This is a genomic window from Agrobacterium sp. ST15.16.024, from assembly GCF_027956545.1.
Lineage (GTDB): Bacteria > Pseudomonadota > Alphaproteobacteria > Rhizobiales > Rhizobiaceae > Agrobacterium > Agrobacterium cucumeris.
The window spans coordinates 24,600-43,210 of sequence record NZ_JAQKGO010000003.1 but is presented as its reverse complement, the minus strand read 5'-3'; the positions used below and the strand labels follow the sequence as shown (position 1 = coordinate 43,210).

Below are 18,611 nucleotides of genomic sequence, written 5' to 3'. Positions count from 1 at the left end.
CGGCATCAGCCGAACAGGGGAATATCCGGCTTGTTGAGCATCAGCCAGATGATGCCGAGGACCGCGAAGAAGGCGGGGAAACCGCAGGCGAACCAGATGCGGTAAAGGCGGAACCATTGCGCCGGCAGGGCCTGTTCCGTGGCGGCGCAGTCTCTGGCGATATTGCGCAGTTGGATCTGGATCCACACCACCGGCAGCCAGAAAATGCCGGTGAAGACATAAAGGCCAAGCGAAAGGGCGATCCAGCCTTCGGTCAGCGGCCAGCCGATGATGCGCGCGAGAAGATAACCCGTCACCGGCTGAATGATCGCGGCCGTGGCGGTGAAGATCGTATCGGCGATAACGACGGTGCCTGCCACATGCGCGATCAGCGCCGGGTTTGCCGTTCGCCGCGCCATGACCATGAAGAATGCGATGCCTGCGCCGGTGCCGAACAACACCGTTGCGCCGATGACATGGGCAAGCCGCAGCAGTTCCTCAAGCGTCATCAGCGTTCATCCAGCGTGGCAAGGGCGACAAGTGTCAGGGCTATGGAAGGCAGAACCTTGACCAAGGGACCGAGCGGATCGAGCCACAGGCCCGGCTCCAGCAGGCTGCTGCCTGCAAGGTAAGCGGCGCTGACCAGCAGCATGCCGATGAGCGCCTTTCTGGCGAGCGGCCGCAGCAGGACGGTGACGCCGAGGGCGACATCGAGGAGGCAGGTGGCGAGTGTGAGCGCGACCGCCAGCGCCTGCGGCATGAAGGGCAGAAAATGCGTCGCCGCTCCGTTGATGTTCAGCAGCGGTACGAGGCCGGATAGCAGCCAGAATAGAGACAGGCAGAGGATGACCAGCGGTTTGAGCAGATAGGATCTGGCAAACCACAGGTCCTGCACGCCGGAAGGGTGGGCGGCCAGTGTCTGCGTCAGGGGCCTGAGCGACAACGTCCTCGGTCGCGCCTCATCCTCCGTCACGATGCCTTCCGACATCACTGTCATGGCGGTTGAACGCAGCGGCGAGCGCCAGCCGAGCGCGCCTGCGGCATCCGCCATCAGACTGACGGGTCGCATGAAGGCAGCCGGAAGGTTTACGACAGGGGCAGGGGGCAGGCCGAGCCATTGCCGGTGCGCGGTGATTACGTCCTGCAATGTCAGCATCTCTTCTGCGGCGAGTTCGAGATCGCTGCCCGGCAGGATTTCACCATTGATCGCCGCGTTGACGGCTGTGGCCACATCCTCGACTGCGACCGTGCGAACCGGCATCGCGCCATTGACGAGTGGCAGCATGAGGGGAAAGCTGGCAAGCGCGCGCACCAGTGCCGTGCCGCCATGGGCATTGCGCCCGACAACGAGGGCTGGGCGGAGAATGACATAGGGCAGGCCGCTTGCGGCCAGTGCTGCGTCGGCGCGGCGTTTGGTTGCGAGAAAGGGCAGGTCGGCTGCCGCTCCCGCCGTGCGGGCCGATATCTGGATCAGCAGCCTGCCGCCCGCCTGCACCGCCGCCTTGTAAAGCGCCAGCATGGCTTTTTCCTGCGTCGCGGCCAGGTCATCCGAAAGACCGTCCTGAAGCGCGCCGGCACAATTGACGATGGCGTCATGATTCCTGACCAGCACGTCCCAGTCCGGGGCTTGAGTCATGCGGGCGAGATCGGCGGAGATCCAGTTGGCGAAAGGCCACTTGTCTTTGGCGCGTCTGACGGAGCGGGCCAGGCCGGTGACGGAATGGCCTCTGCCGTGGAGGCTGCGCATCACCTCCGAACCGATGAAACCTGTCGCGCCGAGAATCAATATCTTCATAGGCGGCATGATAGCCGCCGTGGTTTAAAAACCAGCCGTGTTTTATTGCCGCATTCTGGTGTCACGATTCATCTTTCGTTCTTTTTCTGTTGCGCAGGGTGCTCGAATCCTGCGATGAGGGCGCATGTTATTTTCACCGCAACAGGACGAAGCGCTCAAGGCTGTTTCCCGCTGGCTGAAGGAAGGCCGGACGCCGGTTTTCCGGTTGTTCGGTTATGCCGGAACGGGAAAGACGACGCTTGCCAAACATTTCGCGGAAAATGTCGATGGTGAGGTGCTGTTTGCGGCCTTCACCGGCAAGGCAGCGCAGGTGCTGCGTTCACGCGGGGCGACCAATGCCCGCACCATCCATTCGCTGATCTATCGTCCGCGCGGTGAAGAAACGGTGGAAGACGAGGAAACCGGTAAGACCTCGGTCGCGCCAATGTTTTCCATCAACCGCCAGAGCCCGCTTGCCAAGGCGGCGCTGATCATCATCGATGAATGTTCGATGGTGGATGAACAGCTTGGCAAGGATCTGATGAGTTTTGGCACGCCGATCCTCGTGCTTGGCGATCCGGGCCAGTTGCCGCCGGTATCGGGCGGCGGTTTCTTCACCGAGCAGGAGCCGGATTATCTTCTCTCGGAAATCCACCGTCAGGCGAAGGACAATCCCATCATCCATCTTGCCATGGATGTGCGCGAGGGCCGCGAGATCATGCGCGGCGATTATGGCTCGGCGCAGGTGATCTCGAAGTCGGAAGTGACGCAGTCACTGGTGCTGGAAGCCGATCAGGTGCTGGTCGGCACCAATCGCACGCGCCGCCGCTACAATCAGCGGCTTCGTGAACTCAAGGGTTTTTCGGCCGATTATCCGCAATCCGGTGACAAGCTGGTCTGCCTGCGGAATGATCCGGCCAAGGGCCTGCTGAACGGCTCGCTCTGGCAGGTCATGAGCTCCTCGCGCGAGACGGTGAAGCCCGGCATCAACCTGATGATCCGGCCTGAAGATGACGATATGGATCGCGGTGCGGCCAAGATCAAATTGCTGAAGGCGGCGTTTGAGGATGTCGAGACCGAAATTCCGTGGTCGACCCGCAAGCGTTATGACGAGTTCGATTTCGGCTATGCGCTGACCGTGCACAAGGCGCAGGGTTCGCAGTGGAACAATGTGGTTCTTTTCGACGAGAGCTATGCATTTCGGGATTCACGTGAGCGTTGGCTTTACACAGCCATTACCCGCGCGGCGGAGACGCTTACGATCGTTCGTTGAGATTGAGCATGGGCTCAATCTCCTTGTCTGCGCATTGTCCGGGCGGAAAATCGCTACGTACTTTCCTCGACACGCTTTTATGCGCGGATAACACCAAGCAGGACTGCCTTGGCGACCGCCTGAAAGCGGTTGCTGGCACTGAACTTGCCGATGATCTTCGCCTCAAGCGCATTGAGATCGCTGCCCGAAAGGCCAAGAGCCCGGGCGAGCCGCACCGGCGCATAACCTTCCGCCATCAGTTCCAGACATTTCCGTTCGGTATCGGTGAGGGCAATGTCCTTGGCCGGACCACGTTCCGCACCGTCAAAGCCATCCGCATCGCTATCGATGACGAGCAATTCTTCAATCTGCTGTGCCTGACGCTGAAGAGTTGAAAGCTCTGCCGTCAATTCTCTCTTCCGTTGTCTTAGCGCGGCGTGGAAAATGTCGTCCGCCTCTTCCTGCGACAGGGAGCGGACGAGTTTTTCCATGATCTCGGTAATGGCGGCAACCGAAATGCCGACCTCGCGGCAGACATTGATGACGGCCATGCGCTGGACGTTGCGATGGGTGTAGACCCGCATCTGGCCGATGCGCTTCGATGTCAGCAGCGCCTTCTCTTCGTAAAAATGAAGCGTTCGGTGGGTCACTCCGAAGATATTGGCCATATCGGCAATGGGCACCGGTTCGGCGGGCAGGGAAGAGGGCAGGCTTATGTCAGGTAAAAAGCTGCTGAGCCTTATATTGGATTTGTCCTCGTCGCCGTGTTCAAACGGCATACGGCCATCCTGCATTGTTTCCCCCTTTGCGCTCTTTGGCGGCGCGCCTGCTTTTAAAAGACGTCCGTTACTTGTTCCCCCGCAACGGTCTGTCTCCTGATCAAGACATCATGCCAAACGCTACATAAGAACCGTAACGTGTATTGTGTGTTTTCGTTCCCGTGTTCCAAAAAATTTTATCGGCCTCCTTGCGGTCGGCGTCAACCTGCGTGAAACAGGATGCAGATTCCGAACCGGAGCCAGACGCCATGCCCGCAAAACTTTCCGTCAATCTCAATGCAATCGCCATGCTGCGTAACCGCCGCGATCTTCCGTGGCCGGATGTCGCGCATTTCGGGCAACTGGCACTCGCTGCGGGTGCAAGCGGCCTGACTGTACACCCTCGCCCCGATCAGCGCCATATCCGCTTTTCAGACCTGCCGGTGCTACGCGCGTTGATCGACGACAGCTTTCCCAAGGCGGAATTTAACATCGAAGGTTATCCGACCGAGGATTTTCTCGTTCTTTGCGAAAAGACCCAGCCGGAACAGGTAACGCTGGTGCCGGATGATCCTTCGCAGGCGACATCCGATCATGGCTGGGATTTTCGCAGGCACGGCATTTTCCTGAAGGAAGTCGTCGGACGCCTGAAGGCTGGCGGCATGCGGGTTTCGCTGTTTGCCGATGGTGACGGGGAACGCGAGCCGGTGGAACTGGCGGCTGAAACGGGTGCGGCGCGTATCGAACTTTACACCGGCCCCTATGGCGGTTGTTTTGACGATCCGCAAAAAGGCGAGGCGCTTCTTGAGAAGCTCGGACAGACGGCGGACCATGCTGCGGCACTCGGGCTTGCCGTCAATGCCGGCCATGACCTGACTGTCGCAAACCTGCCCAGGCTGATGAAACGCATTCCTTATCTGGCTGAAGTTTCTATCGGTCACGGATTGACGGCGGATGCGTTGGAATATGGCATGGCTGAAACAGTCCGGCGTTTTTGTCAGGCCTGTGGTCAGCCTATTTCATAACCAAAGTCAATTTTTTCGCCTATGCTCTGGCTGCGCATGCTCCGTGCGCGAGCTTTTGAAGGCAGAGACATATGCAAGAACATCATGTTGTCGTCGTGGGTGGAGGCTTCGGCGGTTTACAACTGGTACATGGGCTGGAGGGGGCCCCTGTCCGCATCACACTGATTGACCGCCGCAACCATCACCTGTTCCAGCCACTGCTTTATCAGGTTGCGACCACGGCGCTGGCGACATCCGAAATCGCCTGGCCGATCCGCCATCTTTACCGCGACCGCAAGGAGGTAACGACCCTGCTTGCGGAGGTGACCGGCATAGACCGGGCGGCGCGGACCGTGCATTTAAGTTCGGGTCAGGTGATCGGTTTCGATACGCTGGTGCTGGCCACCGGCGCACGCCATGCTTATTTCGGTCGCGACGAGTGGGAGCGTTCCGCCCCCGGTCTCAAGACGCTGGAAGATGCAACGACAATCCGCCGTCGTCTGCTTCTGGCTTTCGAAAGGGCCGAACTTGCCACCAGCGAAGAGGAGCGGCAGGCGCAGCTGACTTTCGTCATCATCGGGGCGGGCCCGACGGGCGTGGAAATGGCGGGCATGATCGCTGAGCTGGCCCACAAGGCGCTGCCGGCGGAATTCCGCAATGTCGACACCCGCCAGACCCGCGTGCTGCTTGTCGAGGCCGGCCCACGTGTCCTGCCGGTTTTCACCGAGGATCTTTCTGCCTATGCCAAGGAAGCGCTCGAAAAACTGGGTGTCGAGGTTCTGCTCGGTACGCCGGTGACGGCCTGCAGCGATGAAGGCGTGACGGTGGGCGACACTTATTATCCCTGCCGCACGGTTGTCTGGGCCGCCGGTGTGCAGGCGTCTCCCGCCGCGAAGTGGCTAGGGGCGGCGGCCGACAGGGCGGGGCGCGCCATCGTCGGACCTCATCTCAATCTGCAAGACGATGCCGATATCTTCGTCATCGGCGATACGGCCGCCGTCAATCAGGAAAACGGCAAGCCGGTGCCGGGCATTGCGCCCGCGGCGAAGCAGCAGGGCGCTTATGTTGCAAAGGTCATCAGGGCGCGGCTGGACGGCAAACCATCGCCTGCACCCTTCCGCTACAGCCATCAGGGCAATCTCGCCACCATCGGCAAACGTGCAGCGGTGATCGATTTCGGCAGGTTCAAGCTCAAGGGCGTGCTGGCATGGTGGATCTGGGGTCTTGCCCATATCTACTTCCTGATCGGAACGCGTTCGCGACTTGCCGTGGCGTGGAGCTGGTTGTGGATTTATCTGAGCGGCCAGCACAGTGCGCGACTGATTACCCAGAAAGAGACGCTGAAGGACGAGGCCTGAGGGTCGGGCGGGCAAAGGAAAAGGCGGGAAGCATCGGCTTCCCGCCCTTGTGTTATGACAGCTGCGCCAGACTACTCCTCCGTCATGCCGGACTTGATCCGGCATCCAGCCGCCGCGCTTCTGCGCGGCGAGAAGAGTTTTTCAACCCAAGGACTTGGGCTGGCCGGACCCCGGATTTGGTCCGGGGTGACGGCGGGTGGATGGAGCGGGTTTGCCCCAATCCAAGACTCACGCGTCGAGCGATGCCATGTCGATGACGAAGCGATACCGCACGTCGCTCTTCAGCACGCGCTCATAGGCTTCATTGACATCCTGGATGTTGATCGTCTCGATCTCCGAGACGATGTTGTGCTCGCCGCAGAAATCCAGCATTTCCTGGGTTTCCTTGATCGAACCGATCATCGAACCCGACAGGTTCTTCGCACCGAAGATCAGCGCGAAGGCGTGGACGGGGATCGGATGTTCCGGTGCGCCGACCACGACCATGCTGCCCTTGGGCTTCAGGAGGCCGAGATAGGCATTCCAGTCGATGGCGACGCCGGCCGTGCAGATGATCAGGTCGAAGGTGCCGGCCAGCTTCTCGAAGGTCGAGGCGTCGCTGGTGGCGTAATATTCCTTCGCGCCGAGCTTCAGGCCGTCTTCCTTCTTTGACAGCGTCTGGGACAGCACGGTGATATCCGCGCCCATGGCCGCGCCGAGCTTGACGCCCATATGGCCAAGGCCGCCCATGCCGACGATCGCGACCTTCTGGCCGGGGCCGGCATTCCAGCGGCGCAGCGGCGAATAAAGCGTGATGCCGGCGCAGAGAAGCGGTGCGGATGCATCGAGCGGCAGGTTGTCCGGGATCGACAGGACATAACCTTCCTTGACGACGATCGAGTCGGAATAGCCGCCATGGGTTGCGGTCTTCGTGAACGGATCGACATCGTTATAGGTCTGGACGAGGCCGGGCATATAATGCTCGTTGTCGAGATCGCGGGTGGCACAGCCGACGCAGGAATCGACGAAGCAACCGACGCCGACGTGGTCGCCGACCTTGAACTTCGTGACCTTGGAGCCGACAGCCTTGACGACACCGGCAATTTCGTGACCCGGGACGATCGGGAAGACGGCATTCTTCCATTCGTTGCGGACGGTGTGGATGTCCGAGTGGCAGATGCCGGCATATTTGATATCGATGACGACGTCGTCATCGTTCGGCTCGCGACGTTCGAAGGTGAACGGGGTAAGCGGCTTCGACGCGTCGGTCGCAGCATAACCTCTTGCAATAGCCATCTGAATATCCTTTCGGGAGTTGGGGACGGCGGAATATGCAATGGAAGTGCAAGCCGGCGTTAGAGCGATCCTCCGAGCTTTTTGCACGATCCTGCAAAAATATGCGGGCATGCTCTTTGCGGAAGCAGGGCGGCTTTCTAGATAAGTGGCATCTAAAGCATCTCTTCCTTCAGTTAAGGGATTCCCCTCATGTCCTTGCCGTTCAATGTCTATCAGGAGATCGCCTCCATCGCCGCACGACATGCCACCCGTGACGGTGAGGTGCAGACGGCAATCGAATCCCTCGGCATCAGCCGGCGTACCGCGCCGAGCGCGCCGTGCCACGGTAGCTACCGTCCCTGTCTGGCGATGGTGATACAGGGATCGAAATGTGTTCAATTGGGAACGGATACCATCAATTACGGCGCCGGCGACTATCTGCTGACCTCGCTCGACCTGCCGGTCGCGTGGCGGGTGGTGGAGGCGAGTAAAGAGGTGCCGCATTTCTGCATCGCGCTTGCCATCGACAGCGAGAAGCTGCTCGATCTCATGCGCCGCGTGCCGATCGATACGCCGACGGAGCCCGCGAATGCGCAGCGCGGCATCGTCGTCAACGCCGCCACGCCGGAGCTTCTGGATGCGGCGATCCGGCTGCTGCGCTTGCTCGATCGTCCAACAGAGATTGCCGCCATGGCACCGCTGATCGAGCAGGAGATCCTCTATCGCATCCTGACAGGACCAGCCGGCGGGCAGCTGATGAACATCATTGCGGCCGGCAGCCAGGGCAACCGCATCGCCCGCGCCATTGCCTGGCTGCGGGAGAATTTCGCGCGCCAGCTGCGCATCGAAGACCTTGCCGAGCATATCGGTATGAGCGTGTCGTCCTTCCATCATCATTTCAAGACGATCACGGCCATGACGCCGGTGCAGTACCAGAAGCAGCTGCGGCTGCATGAGGCGCGCCGGCTGATGCTTGCAGAGCGGCTGGATGCCGGCACTGCCGGCCATCGTGTCGGTTACCAGAGCCCGTCGCAGTTCAGCCGCGAATATAGCCGTTTTTACGGATTGTCGCCGTCGCGGGATATTGATGCTTCGCGTGAGATTATCGCGGCTGAACAGGCTGTTTCGCCTTCGACCCTTCGGGCTTGAGCAAAGGTCGCTGTTTTAAAGCCCGTTCCGTCCCGGCGCGGGGTGGAACGGGCCGGCATTTCAGCCGAGCAGTGCGGATTTATGCGCGCTGAAGAAATCCGCTGCGGATTGCGGCGTCACACCTGTCAGCGTTTCGAAGTCTCGGGTCACGATGTCGAAGTTTCCGGCGGCGATATTGGCGTCGGCGGAAGCGATCATGCCGGCAATGATCTCAGGTAATCCCGTCGCTGTTATGGCCTGCTTGAGCTGCTCGGGCGTGACCTGCACCACGGCAAGCGGCTTGCCCGTCACCTCGCTTATCAGGGAACCTAGATCGTCGGCCGTCGATGTTTCCGCCCCGGTCAGCGTATAGGTCCGGTTTTCCGCCGGTTTCAGCAGTGCGGCGGCGGCGGCATGGGCGCAGTCTTCCCGGGAGATATCGGCGACCCTGCCGTTGCCGCGGGCCGTGAACCACTGGCCGTTTTTCAGATTTTGCGGCATGCCGTGCAGGTGGTTGTCGAAATACCAGGCATTGCGAAGAACGGTGTAGGGCAGGCCACTTGCCTTGATCGCTGCTTCCGTTCCCAGATGATCGGGTGCGAAGCTGACGAGCGATTTGTCGGGGCTTGGCATCGACGTATAGGCGATATGCCGGATACCGGCTCTTGTGGCTGCCTCCACCGCCGTTTGGTGTTGTCTGAGGCGAAGGCCGGGGACCATGAGCGCATCGGTGGAGATGACCAGCAGCGTGTCGATGCCGGAAAAGGCGGCGTCAAGCGATGCGGGATCGTCGAAATCCGCGCATCGCACTTCGACGCCTTTTGCTGCAAGCGCGGAGAGCCGGGATATGTCGCGGGTGGCGGCGACGATATTGGCGGCCGGGACATTGTAGGTCTCCATGAGGTGGCGGATGACGGCCTGTCCAAGCTGTCCGGCGGCGCCGGTCACCAGAATTCTGCTCATGATTTTTATCCTTTCGGTAGTCTCAAAAAGAGAGCAGCACTAAAATAGGAATTGCCTAGAGGCTGTAAAGAAGGCAGGTTCTGTGCGGATCGTTACCAAAAGGGAACCATGCTTATGGATGTTGTCGGACCCGCGAGGCAGGAAAACAGGCTGGACGAGGCCTTCGGGCTGGTGTTTTCCGCCACCAGTGTTGCCGATTGCCCCGTGCGGGACGTCATGAGCCAGATCGGCGGCAAATGGTCCACTTTGCTGCTGGGGGCGATAGCATCGAAGCCCTACCGTTTCGGCGAGCTGCGGCGCATGGTGCCGGATATTTCCCAACGCATGCTGACCCAGACGCTGCGGGATTTGCAGCGCGAAGGCTATATTCACCGGAAGGTCTTTCCGACGAAGCCGCCAAGCGTGGAATACAGCATCACCCCGCTCGGCGCATCGCTCTACACGCCGCTTAAAGTCGTCATTCAATGGGCGCTCGATAATCACGATGCGATACGCAAGGCGAGAAGCCGGTTCGACATCGAGAACTGAATGCCGGCGCCTGCCACGCTTCATGCTGCGGCGCATTGCATGCCGCAGCGCGTCAATTCTCGTCCTCCTCCGAAGAATCCGCTTGACCGGGAAGCAGCCTCCGCTTAAATGGCGCTCGAACCGTACCGTACGGTACATTAATCGAGCCCCTGGAGTGGAAAAGACTTGGCTTCCGACCCGATCACAGCGCAGGAATTTTCGCCGCGTCAGAACGCCGTTCTGGACCAGGCATTGCGTCTATTGGTCGAGGGCGGCGAGAAAGCGCTCACCACATCGGGGCTGGCGCGCGCCGCCAACTGTTCCAAGGAAAGCCTCTACAAGTGGTTTGGTGACCGGGACGGCCTGCTGGCGGCGATGATTACATTCCAGCAGAGCAAGGTCCGCACCTTCGAAAAGGCAGGCGACCGCGTTTCCGCGCCGCAGCTTGCCGATCATCTCGAGGTTTTTGCGCATGATCTGCTGGATGTGCTGGCGGGTGACGTGTCGCTGGCGCTCAACCGTCTGGCCATCGGGCAGGCGAGCCGCGATGGTTCCAAGCTCGGCGATCTGCTGCTCGAGCGCGGCCGTCGCCAGATCGACCGCCGCGCCCGTGGACTGATCGAGGCGGGTCGCCGTTCCGGCTACCTGCGTTTCGATGACGCTGAAGAGGCGTATCGCGGTTTTTACGGTCTCATCGTTTCGGATCTGCATGTGCGCATGCTGCTGGGCGAGGCGCCGGACAAGGATTTTTCCGCCCGGGCAAAGAAGGCGGTCGTCGCCTTTCTGACGCTCTACGGGACGGAAAAGGTACATTCGGAACTCAGCGGCAAACCCGCCTGAGATTCCGGTTCAGACAACTGAGAGACAAGCATTAGGGAAGGACCATAAAATGCGCGTTTATTATGATCGTGATGCCGATCTCAATCTCATCAAGGCGAAGAATGTCGTCATCGTTGGTTACGGCTCCCAGGGCCGCGCCCATGCGCTGAACCTTAAGGATTCCGGCGCCAAGAACGTCGTCATCGCCCTGAAGGCCGGTTCGCCGACCGTCAAGAAGGCAGAAGCCGACGGCTTCAAGGTCATGACCGTTGCCGAAGCCGCCAAGTGGGGCGACCTGCTGATGATGGCGACGCCTGACGAATTGCAGGCCGACATCTACAAGGCCGACATTGCCGGCAATATCCGTGATGGTGCAGCGATTGCCTTCGCACACGGCCTCAACGTTCACTTCGGCCTCATCGAGCCGAAGGCATCGCTCGACGTCGTCATGATCGCACCGAAGGGCCCCGGCCACACGGTTCGCGGCGAATACCAGAAGGGCGGCGGCGTTCCCTGCCTCGTTGCCGTTCACCAGAACGCTTCGGGCAACGCTCTTGAACTCGCTCTCTCCTACGCCTGCGGCGTTGGCGGCGGCCGTTCGGGCATCATCGAAACCAACTTCAAGGAAGAGTGCGAAACCGACCTCTTCGGCGAACAGGTCGTTCTGTGCGGCGGTCTCGTCGAGCTTATCCGCGCCGGTTTCGAAACGCTGGTCGAAGGCGGTTATGCGCCTGAGATGGCCTATTTCGAGTGCCTGCACGAAGTGAAGCTGATCGTCGACCTGATCTATGAAGGCGGCATCGCCAACATGAACTACTCGATCTCCAACACGGCCGAGTGGGGCGAATACGTCACCGGTCCGCGCATCATCACCGCCGACACCAAGGCAGAAATGAAGCGCGTTCTGCACGACATCCAGACCGGCAAGTTCACCACCGAGTGGATGCAGGAATGGAAGGCCGGCGGCGCTCGCTTCAAGGGCATCCGCCGCAACAACGACTCTCACCAGATCGAAGAAGTCGGCGCCAAGCTGCGCGGCATGATGCCCTGGATCGGCAAGAACAAGCTGGTCGACAAGGCTGTCAACTAAGCTTCATTGTTTGGTGGAAGATATGGAGGCCGGGGCGAAAGCTCCGGCCTTTTTCGTTCTGGGCCAAACTACCTAACCTTGACTTTCGTCGTCAAATACGTACATAAATCTGTACATATTTCCGAAAGGCGGCTTCTATGGCAAATGTGCGATTTACGGAATTCCGTCAGAACTTCGCGACCCATTTCGACCGGGTTCTGGAGACACGGGCGCCCCTGCTGGTTACCCGTCAAGGCAAGGAAGCCGTCGTCGTTCTGGCCGAAGGCGAATATGAGAGCATGCAGGAAACGTTGCACCTTCTATCCAACCCGGCAAATGCGTCTCGGCTTCGTGCTTCCATGCAAGAGCTTGAACGCGGTGACACCGTCGAGCGGGATCCGACCGAAGAATGAAGCTCGTCTGGAGCTTGAGTTCGTGGGACGATTATGAGTTCTGGCAGAGAACCGATGCCCGCATGGTCGAGAAAATCAACGACCTTATTCGTAATGCCAAACGCACACCCTTTTCGGGGCTTGGAAAGCCGGAGCCCTTGAAGGGCGACATGGCCGGTTACTGGTCGCGGCGAATTACCGGCGAGCATCGCTTTGTCTATCGGGTGTCCGGGTCTGGAAGCGAGCAAAAGCTGGAAATTATTCAGTGCCGCTTCCATTACCAGTAGGCGATCACTTCGGCGGGATGACGCCCTTTGTCAGCAGAAAGCAGCCATAAAACCGCGTTTCGCCTGTCGTGATGACGCAATAGGCCTGTTTGGCTCTTTCGTAAAAAGCGAAACGCTCGATGCCATACATCGGTGCGGATTTTCCTTCCGCTGCGTCGATTTCCTTCTGCACCTCGGCCTGGACCGGCTCCAGCTGATCGGGTGCGCCCATCACTTCCATGCGGCCGACCGAGGGCTGCAATGGCGTATCGAGCGGCAGGACGGACAGGATCGCCTGCATGGCGCGCGCGGCAGAGACGTTGTCGATATGCAGCACCTTGCCGACCGTTGTGTGACGGGAAACCGAATCGGACGGGAAATTGGTGTCGGAGATTACCAGCGTATCGCCGTGCCCCATGGCGCGCAGCGCGTGCAGCACATCGGCGTTCAGCGCCGGATCGATATTTTTCAGCATGTCGTCTCACTCCCATGGATGCTTTCGCCGCGTGACGGCGCTTGGCCGCAATCCAGCCGGAAAAGCTTGCCGCGTCAATCGCAAAGGTGAGATTGTGAAGCTTTGCGGGAGGGTGTATTTGGCTTTGTCCGCAAAAACGGGCCTCAGGGAGGGCCGGCTGCGGGCAATGTGCAGGGAGGCAGAAATAATTCGAAAAACTGATAAGTCAGTATTGCTGACATATCGACATTTCTGTAAAGATGCACGCATAAAAACGACACAAGAGGAAACGTACCCATGCTAGATTGGGAACAAATTTTCGCCACGCGCTCTTCGCGCATGAAAGCGTCTGAAATCCGCGAGCTGCTGAAGCTGCTCGAGCAGCCCGACATCATCTCCTTTGCCGGCGGTATTCCGGACCCGGCTCTTTTCCCCGCAGAGGAATTCCAGCAGGCTTATGCCGAAATTTTTTCAGGCGCGCAGGTCAATGCAGCGCTGCAATATTCGGTGAGCGAGGGTTACAAGCCGCTGCGCGAATGGCTGGCGGGCGAGATGGTCGATATCGGCATCGACTGCACCGCCGACAATGTCTTCATCGTTTCCGGCTCGCAGCAGGGTCTCGATTACCTCGGCAAGCTGTTCCTGTCGCCGAAGGATACGGCGCTGGTCACCTGGCCGACCTATCTCGGCGCACTTTCCGCCTTCAACGCCTATGAGCCGAGTTACGATCAGCTCAATCCCGGCGGCAACCGCACGCCGGAGGCCTACCGCGAAACCGCTGCCAAGCATGGCGGTGCGGTGAAGTTCGCCTATCTCTCGGCCGATTTTTCCAATCCGACCGGCGAGACCGTCGATCTGGCCGGCCGTGAAAAGGTTCTGGCGCTGGCCGACGAGCTCGACATCGCCGTCATCGAAGACGCCGCCTATCAGTCGCTGCGTTACGATGGCGAGGCGGTTCCGCCGATCATGGCGCTCGACATTGCCCGTTCCGGCGGCATCGAGAACACCCGCACTATCTATTGCGGCAGCTTCTCCAAGACGCTCGCACCGGGCCTTCGCGTCGGTTACATCGTCGCTTCCGCACCTGTTATCCGCAAGCTGGTGCTGATGAAGCAGGCCGCCGACCTGCATTCCTCGACCATCAACCAGATCGCCATCGAACGTGTCGCCTCGCGCGGTTTCGACAAGCAGGTGGCCAAGATCAAGGCCGCCTATAGCGCCCGCCGCAATGCGATGCTGGCCGCACTCGACAGGTACATGCCGAAGGGTACGCACTGGACGAAGCCGGAAGGTGGCATGTTCATCTGGGTCACGTTGCCGGAGGGCATGGATGGCGCCGCCCTGCTGGCAAAATCCATCGCCACGGAAAAGGTGGCCTTCGTTCCCGGCCGTGCATTCTTTGCGGATGGTTCGGGCACGAACACGCTGCGCATCAGCTTCTCCTGCGCCAACGAGGCGATGATTGAAGAGGGTATGAAGCGACTTGGCCGGTTGATTACGACGGCTCAGGCGGAAACGGGTGAAGTGCTGCCGGCGATTTGATGTCATCGGCTTACGGCAGCGGTGGAGGGTGCGGCTTCACCCCCCTCTGTCCTGCCAGACATCTCCCCCACAAGGGGGGAGATCGACCCGTGGCGAGGTATCGCCCATCTCAACGTTTGAGAATGAAGTTGTGAGAGAGCCTCTTGCCGATCTCCCTCCTTGTGGGGGAGATGCCCGGCAGGGCAGAGGGGGGTAAGCCGCGACTACCAGTGGAACATTGTTCTTCTCAACCCCGCTGGCCCCAAGAGAACCCACCCCAAAAATCCTGCCTGTCACATACATGTTATGCAATCATGTTTAAGCGGTCCCACCAAACAACAGGGACTGGACCCATGAAAACGCTGCTTTCCGCTTTCACCGCCATCGTATCGCTCGGCTTCATCGCCACCGCTGCCAATGCCGCCGATCTGGTGCTCTATACCAGCCAGCCGAACGAGGACGCGCAGGCGACCGTTGATGGTTTCAAGGCCGCCAATCCCGGTCTTGAAGTCGAATGGGTGCGTGACGGAACGCCGAAGATCATGGCCAAGCTGATGGCTGAGATCAGCGCCGGCAATCCGGTTGCCGACGTGCTGTTGATCGCCGACACCGTGACGCTCGAGCGCATGAAGCAGGCTGGCCAGTTGCTGGCCCACAAGTCTGCCGAAGCCAAGAACATCGATGCTTCGCTTTATGATGCGGACGGCTTCTATTACTCCACCAAGCTCATCACGACAGGCATCATGTACAACACCGCTGCCGCGATGAAGCCGACGAGCTGGAAGGATCTGGCCAAGGCTGAAGCCAAGGGTCTCGTGACCATGCCGAGCCCGCTGACCTCGGGTGCGGCGCTGATCCATGCGCAGACGCTTGCTGCTGCCGATGGTCTCGGCTGGGACTATTACAAGCAGCTGAAGGCCAATGAAGCCATTGCCGGCGGCGGCAACGGTGCGGTTCTGAAGTCTGTCGCTTCGGGCGAAAAGGCTTACGGCGTGGTCGTCGATTACATGCCGATCCGCGAAAAGGCCAAGGGCGCGCCGGTCGAGTTCGTTTTCCCGGAAGAGGGTGTTTCGGCCGTCACCGAGCCGGTCGCGATCATCAAGGGCACCAAGCACGAGGAAGCCGCCAAGAAGTTCGTTGACTACGTGCTTTCGGAAAAAGGCCAGCAGGGCTTCGTCAAGCTCGGCTACATTCCTGTTCGTGCCGATGCCGGCATGCCGGAAGGTTTCCCGGCCCGCGACAAGATCAAGGTTCTGCCGCTCAGCGCTGCTGATGCGCTGAAGAACTCAGAGCAGGACCTGAAGACCTTCTCCGATATTTTCGGCTCCAAGGGCTGATATAGCGGCATGTCCCGTTCAAGTGCCTATGGAAGCAGCCAGCCGCGCTGGCTGTTTCCTTTTGTGGTGAGTGTCGTTTTTGCCCTCAGCGCCCTGCCGCTCGGCCGGCTGGCCTATACCGGCATCATTTCATCACTCAATGGTGACATATGGCGGCTTCTCGCTGATCCAGCCCTTTGGGATGCGGCGCTAAACACGCTCTCCACCTCGTTTTTCGGCATGCTGATCTCGCTGGCGATTGGCGGCGCCTTCGCGCTTTTGCTGACGCTTTGCGACATTCGTGGCAAGTCGATCTTAAGCTTCCTGTTCATGCTGCCGATGATGATCCCGCCGCAGGTGACGGCGCTGTCGTGGATCGGCATGACCGGCCCGTCGAGTACGCTGTTAAAGGCCATCGGTCTTGCGCCGCCGATGGGATCGCCGCAGCCGCTTTATTCGATTGCGGGCATCGCGCTGCTGCTCGGCGTGCAGCATGCACCGCTTGTCTATCTGTCGCTGCGCGCCGGTCTGCTTGCGCTGCCGCAGGATGGCATCGAGGCTGCCAAGCTTTCGGGCGCTTCGCCGCGGCGTGTGCTGTTCGATATCATCCTGCCACTTTCCACGCCGGGGCTGATAGCCGGGGCGGCGATTTCCTTCGTGTCCAATGTCGGCAATTTCGGCATTCCGGCAATCCTCGGCATACCGGGGTCGATCTTTACCCTGCCGACGCTGATCTACAGCCGTTTCGCCAGTTTCGGCACCAGCACCTTCGGCGATATCGCCATTCTCTCCACCATGATCGCCATCATCTCGGTCGCCGGGCTCGCGCTTCAGGAACGGGCGATGAAGGGCAGGGACTATCGCATCATCGGCCTTTCCGGCAAGGCCGCGACCTTCGGGCTGGCGCGCTGGCGGGTGCCGGCTGAGTTTGCCCTGTGGCTCGTGCTGTTCTTCATGCTGGTTGCGCCACTCGCGGCACTGGTGGCAAGCTCGCTCGCCCCTGCCTATGGCGTGCCGCTCAGTCTCAAGACCGCGACGCTGCATGCCTATGAGGAATTGCTCTACCGCCAGAGTGTCACCCGTACCGCCTTCCGCAATTCGCTGTTTCTGGCAACCGCCACATCGCTCTGCCTGCTGGCGGTGACGGTGCTGACCGCTTATTTCCTGGTGCGCGGCAAGAGCCGCTTCATGTTCCTGCTGTCGGCCCTGGTGGATATCCCCTATGCATTGCCGGGCGTGGTCATCTCGGTGTCCTTCGTGCTGCTTTTTGCGGCCCCCATTCCGTTGTTGGGCATCACGCTTTACGGCACGATCTGGATCATCCTGCTCGCCTATTTCTCCTCCTTCTTTGCCGTCAGCCTGAAACCCATGGTCAGCGCCTTCCTGCAATTCGATCCGTCGCTGGAAGAGGCCGCTCGGCTGTCCGGTGCCGGTTTCTGGCGGCGGCTCACGGATATCATTCTGCCGCTGGTCGGCCCGGCGGCGGGCGCTTCGGTTATTCTTGTTTTCCTGATCGCCTGTAACGAGCTGACGGTCTCGGCGCTCCTGTGGTCGGCCGGCACGCAGACGCTCGGTGTCCTCATCTACAATCTCGATGACAGCGGCAGCTTCGATCTCGCCTCCGCGCTTTCGGTGCTTGTCGTCATCATGGTGATTTTTCTCATGTTGCTGCTCGAAATTCTGGGGCGCTATCTGCCGAAAGGAGTGGTTCCTTGGCGAAACTGATCCTCAACCGCCTGTCAAAAAATTTCGCAGCCGGATCGAAGCCTGCCGTTGACGACGTGTCGCTTACCGTGCGCGACGGCGGCTTCCTTGCCTTGCTCGGCCCTTCCGGCTGCGGCAAGACGACGGTGCTGCGGATGATCGCCGGTTTTGAACAGCCGACCGACGGCTCCATCCTGCTTGGCGAACGCGTGCTGGCCGATGGGGGCAGCATGGTGCCGCCGGAGCGGCGCAACATGGCGATGGTGTTCCAGTCATATGCCTTGTGGCCGCATATGTCGGTTGCCGACAATGCCGGTTACCCCTTGAAGGTGCGCGGCATTTCCGGTGAGAAATATCGCGCGAAAGTGCGTCAGGCGCTTGCCGCCGTTCGCCTTGAGAGCTTTGCCGATCGCCGCCCCGCCGAGTTGTCCGGCGGCCAGCGGCAGCGTGTGGCGCTTGCACGCTGCCTCGTTACCGAGCCTGACGTGGTGTTGCTCGACGAGCCGCTCGCCAATCTCGACCGGCATCTGCGCCAGGAGATGGAGGAGACGTTCCGCGAATTCCACATCCGCTCCGGCGCGACGATGATCTATGTTACCCATGATCAGGCCGAGGCGATGGCGCTGGCAACCGATGTCGCCGTCATGTCGCAGGGCAAGCTCTTGCAGGTGGCGCCGCCGGCGGAGCTTTATGCGCGGCCGGAAGGCAGGCTTGTCGGTTCGCTGGTGGGGCAGGGGGCGATCCTGACCCTGCCGGTAACGGAAGGGGTTTCGCGCGATCTTGACTGGACGGCGCTTCGGGCGGCGATGGAGAGTGGCAGGCACCTGCCGCAGGCGGATATTCTCGTGCGGCCGCAGGATGTGGTGCGGGATGCTGAGGGTGTCAGCTGCACCGTTACCTCGGTCCTTTACGAGGGCGAGCGTTATGCCCTCCGTCTCGACCTGCCGGATGGGCAGGCGCTCAGGGCTTACTCGCGGGAAGCGGTTGCCATTGGTGATAGGCTGCCGGTTGCTATCAGGGCGGCGTGGCGGCTTTAGACTATTGGCGAGACAGGGTCGGAGCGGTTAAGCTTTTCTTCCAGCAATAGGAATGA

General features: G+C 60.2%; 19 protein-coding genes. 13 read left to right on the top strand and 6 right to left on the bottom strand.

The window, feature by feature from the left end:
* Positions 1 to 5: 5 nt before the first annotated feature.
* The gene (locus PL640_RS12155) at positions 6 to 488 is read right to left on the bottom strand and encodes a DUF2269 family protein (protein WP_271362127.1); all 483 of its coding nucleotides are present in this window, start codon (positions 486 to 488) and stop codon (positions 6 to 8) included.
* Entirely contained in the window at positions 488 to 1,774 is a 1,287-nt protein-coding gene (locus tag PL640_RS12150; RefSeq protein WP_271362417.1) for an SDR family oxidoreductase, read from the bottom strand. The genes PL640_RS12155 and PL640_RS12150 overlap by 1 nt, the downstream gene beginning before the upstream one ends.
* A 124-nt stretch (positions 1,775 to 1,898) precedes the next feature.
* Here PL640_RS12150 and PL640_RS12145 point away from each other — a divergent pair, with 124 nt between their 5' ends.
* Positions 1,899 to 3,026 (top strand): ATP-dependent DNA helicase, encoded by a 1,128-nt coding sequence (locus PL640_RS12145; protein ID WP_046798120.1) that lies wholly within the window; start codon positions 1,899 to 1,901, stop codon positions 3,024 to 3,026.
* Between the two features lie 77 nt (positions 3,027 to 3,103).
* Here the strand turns inward: PL640_RS12145 and PL640_RS12140 are convergent, their stop codons facing one another.
* The gene (locus tag PL640_RS12140) at positions 3,104 to 3,799 is read right to left on the bottom strand and encodes a MerR family transcriptional regulator (protein ID WP_271362126.1); all 696 of its coding nucleotides are present in this window, start codon (positions 3,797 to 3,799) and stop codon (positions 3,104 to 3,106) included.
* Between the two features lie 233 nt (positions 3,800 to 4,032).
* Here PL640_RS12140 and PL640_RS12135 point away from each other — a divergent pair, with 233 nt between their 5' ends.
* Positions 4,033 to 4,788, top strand: a complete 756-nt coding sequence (locus tag PL640_RS12135; RefSeq protein ID WP_269703041.1) for a pyridoxine 5'-phosphate synthase — start codon at positions 4,033 to 4,035, stop codon at positions 4,786 to 4,788.
* A gap of 71 nt (positions 4,789 to 4,859) precedes the next feature.
* Positions 4,860 to 6,125 carry an NAD(P)/FAD-dependent oxidoreductase gene (locus PL640_RS12130; RefSeq protein ID WP_271362125.1) on the top strand — a complete coding sequence of 422 codons (1,266 nt, stop codon included), beginning with the start codon at positions 4,860 to 4,862 and terminating at the stop codon, positions 6,123 to 6,125.
* A 228-nt stretch (positions 6,126 to 6,353) separates the two neighbouring features.
* Here the strand turns inward: PL640_RS12130 and PL640_RS12125 are convergent, their stop codons facing one another.
* Complete coding sequence (locus tag PL640_RS12125) at positions 6,354 to 7,400, bottom strand: NAD(P)-dependent alcohol dehydrogenase (protein WP_142840213.1); 1,047 nt, start codon at positions 7,398 to 7,400, stop codon at positions 6,354 to 6,356.
* A 189-nt stretch (positions 7,401 to 7,589) separates the two neighbouring features.
* Here PL640_RS12125 and PL640_RS12120 point away from each other — a divergent pair, with 189 nt between their 5' ends.
* Positions 7,590 to 8,528, top strand: a complete 939-nt coding sequence (locus PL640_RS12120; protein ID WP_271362124.1) for an AraC family transcriptional regulator — start codon at positions 7,590 to 7,592, stop codon at positions 8,526 to 8,528.
* Positions 8,529 to 8,588: 60 nt separating this feature from the next.
* Here PL640_RS12120 and PL640_RS12115 read toward each other — a convergent pair whose 3' ends face one another.
* Positions 8,589 to 9,473 carry an SDR family oxidoreductase gene (locus PL640_RS12115; RefSeq protein ID WP_271362416.1) on the bottom strand — a complete coding sequence of 295 codons (885 nt, stop codon included), beginning with the start codon at positions 9,471 to 9,473 and terminating at the stop codon, positions 8,589 to 8,591.
* A gap of 111 nt (positions 9,474 to 9,584) precedes the next feature.
* On the opposite strand from PL640_RS12115, the gene PL640_RS12110 reads away from it, so the two are divergent.
* From PL640_RS12110 to PL640_RS12090, 5 genes are all read left to right on the top strand, one after another.
* Complete coding sequence (locus tag PL640_RS12110) at positions 9,585 to 9,998, top strand: winged helix-turn-helix transcriptional regulator (RefSeq protein WP_271362123.1); 414 nt, start codon at positions 9,585 to 9,587, stop codon at positions 9,996 to 9,998.
* A gap of 165 nt (positions 9,999 to 10,163) precedes the next feature.
* Positions 10,164 to 10,817: a TetR/AcrR family transcriptional regulator gene (locus tag PL640_RS12105; RefSeq protein ID WP_080816574.1), complete on the top strand. Its 654-nt coding sequence runs from the start codon at positions 10,164 to 10,166 to the stop codon at positions 10,815 to 10,817.
* Between the two features lie 49 nt (positions 10,818 to 10,866).
* A complete protein-coding gene (gene ilvC / locus PL640_RS12100; protein ID WP_142840209.1) occupies positions 10,867 to 11,886 on the top strand; it encodes a ketol-acid reductoisomerase in 1,020 nt (339 codons plus the stop codon).
* A gap of 137 nt (positions 11,887 to 12,023) precedes the next feature.
* A complete protein-coding gene (locus PL640_RS12095; protein WP_142840208.1) occupies positions 12,024 to 12,278 on the top strand; it encodes a type II toxin-antitoxin system Phd/YefM family antitoxin in 255 nt (84 codons plus the stop codon).
* Positions 12,275 to 12,544, top strand: a complete 270-nt coding sequence (locus PL640_RS12090; RefSeq protein ID WP_046798129.1) for a Txe/YoeB family addiction module toxin — start codon at positions 12,275 to 12,277, stop codon at positions 12,542 to 12,544. Before PL640_RS12095 ends, PL640_RS12090 begins: the two co-directional genes overlap by 4 nt.
* A 4-nt stretch (positions 12,545 to 12,548) precedes the next feature.
* Here PL640_RS12090 and PL640_RS12085 read toward each other — a convergent pair whose 3' ends face one another.
* Positions 12,549 to 12,998: an RbsD/FucU family protein gene (locus PL640_RS12085; RefSeq protein ID WP_142840207.1), complete on the bottom strand. Its 450-nt coding sequence runs from the start codon at positions 12,996 to 12,998 to the stop codon at positions 12,549 to 12,551.
* A 276-nt stretch (positions 12,999 to 13,274) separates the two neighbouring features.
* Here PL640_RS12085 and PL640_RS12080 point away from each other — a divergent pair, with 276 nt between their 5' ends.
* From PL640_RS12080 to PL640_RS12065, 4 genes are all read left to right on the top strand, one after another.
* A complete protein-coding gene (locus PL640_RS12080; protein WP_271362122.1) occupies positions 13,275 to 14,519 on the top strand; it encodes an aminotransferase-like domain-containing protein in 1,245 nt (414 codons plus the stop codon).
* Between the two features lie 332 nt (positions 14,520 to 14,851).
* Positions 14,852 to 15,835, top strand: a complete 984-nt coding sequence (locus PL640_RS12075) for an ABC transporter substrate-binding protein (protein WP_149900249.1) — start codon at positions 14,852 to 14,854, stop codon at positions 15,833 to 15,835.
* A 9-nt stretch (positions 15,836 to 15,844) separates the two neighbouring features.
* Entirely contained in the window at positions 15,845 to 17,539 is a 1,695-nt protein-coding gene (locus PL640_RS12070) for an ABC transporter permease (protein ID WP_271362121.1), read from the top strand.
* Positions 17,527 to 18,555 carry an ABC transporter ATP-binding protein gene (locus PL640_RS12065; protein WP_271362120.1) on the top strand — a complete coding sequence of 343 codons (1,029 nt, stop codon included), beginning with the start codon at positions 17,527 to 17,529 and terminating at the stop codon, positions 18,553 to 18,555. Before PL640_RS12070 ends, PL640_RS12065 begins: the two co-directional genes overlap by 13 nt.
* The last annotated feature ends 56 nt before the right edge of the window (positions 18,556 to 18,611 follow it).

Excerpts from the sequence above, each read along its gene's own strand:
- PL640_RS12110 (WP_271362123.1), top strand. The coding sequence starts at position 9,585 with ATGGATGTTGTCGGACCCGCGAGGCAGGAAAACAGGCTGGACGAGGCC.
- PL640_RS12120 (WP_271362124.1), top strand. The coding sequence starts at position 7,590 with ATGTCCTTGCCGTTCAATGTCTATCAGGAGATCGCCTCCATCGCCGCA.
- PL640_RS12095 (WP_142840208.1), top strand. The coding sequence starts at position 12,024 with ATGGCAAATGTGCGATTTACGGAATTCCGTCAGAACTTCGCGACCCAT.
- PL640_RS12080 (WP_271362122.1), top strand. The coding sequence starts at position 13,275 with ATGCTAGATTGGGAACAAATTTTCGCCACGCGCTCTTCGCGCATGAAA.
- PL640_RS12070 (WP_271362121.1), top strand. The coding sequence starts at position 15,845 with ATGTCCCGTTCAAGTGCCTATGGAAGCAGCCAGCCGCGCTGGCTGTTT.
- PL640_RS12140 (WP_271362126.1), bottom strand. The coding sequence starts at position 3,799 with ATGCAGGATGGCCGTATGCCGTTTGAACACGGCGACGAGGACAAATCC.
- PL640_RS12135 (WP_269703041.1), top strand. The coding sequence starts at position 4,033 with ATGCCCGCAAAACTTTCCGTCAATCTCAATGCAATCGCCATGCTGCGT.
- PL640_RS12145 (WP_046798120.1), top strand. The coding sequence starts at position 1,899 with ATGTTATTTTCACCGCAACAGGACGAAGCGCTCAAGGCTGTTTCCCGC.
- PL640_RS12125 (WP_142840213.1), bottom strand. The coding sequence starts at position 7,400 with ATGGCTATTGCAAGAGGTTATGCTGCGACCGACGCGTCGAAGCCGCTT.
- PL640_RS12155 (WP_271362127.1), bottom strand. The coding sequence starts at position 488 with ATGACGCTTGAGGAACTGCTGCGGCTTGCCCATGTCATCGGCGCAACG.
- PL640_RS12075 (WP_149900249.1), top strand. The coding sequence starts at position 14,852 with ATGAAAACGCTGCTTTCCGCTTTCACCGCCATCGTATCGCTCGGCTTC.
- ilvC (WP_142840209.1), top strand. The coding sequence starts at position 10,867 with ATGCGCGTTTATTATGATCGTGATGCCGATCTCAATCTCATCAAGGCG.
- PL640_RS12085 (WP_142840207.1), bottom strand. The coding sequence starts at position 12,998 with ATGCTGAAAAATATCGATCCGGCGCTGAACGCCGATGTGCTGCACGCG.
- PL640_RS12130 (WP_271362125.1), top strand. The coding sequence starts at position 4,860 with ATGCAAGAACATCATGTTGTCGTCGTGGGTGGAGGCTTCGGCGGTTTA.
- PL640_RS12090 (WP_046798129.1), top strand. The coding sequence starts at position 12,275 with ATGAAGCTCGTCTGGAGCTTGAGTTCGTGGGACGATTATGAGTTCTGG.
- PL640_RS12150 (WP_271362417.1), bottom strand. The coding sequence starts at position 1,774 with ATGAAGATATTGATTCTCGGCGCGACAGGTTTCATCGGTTCGGAGGTG.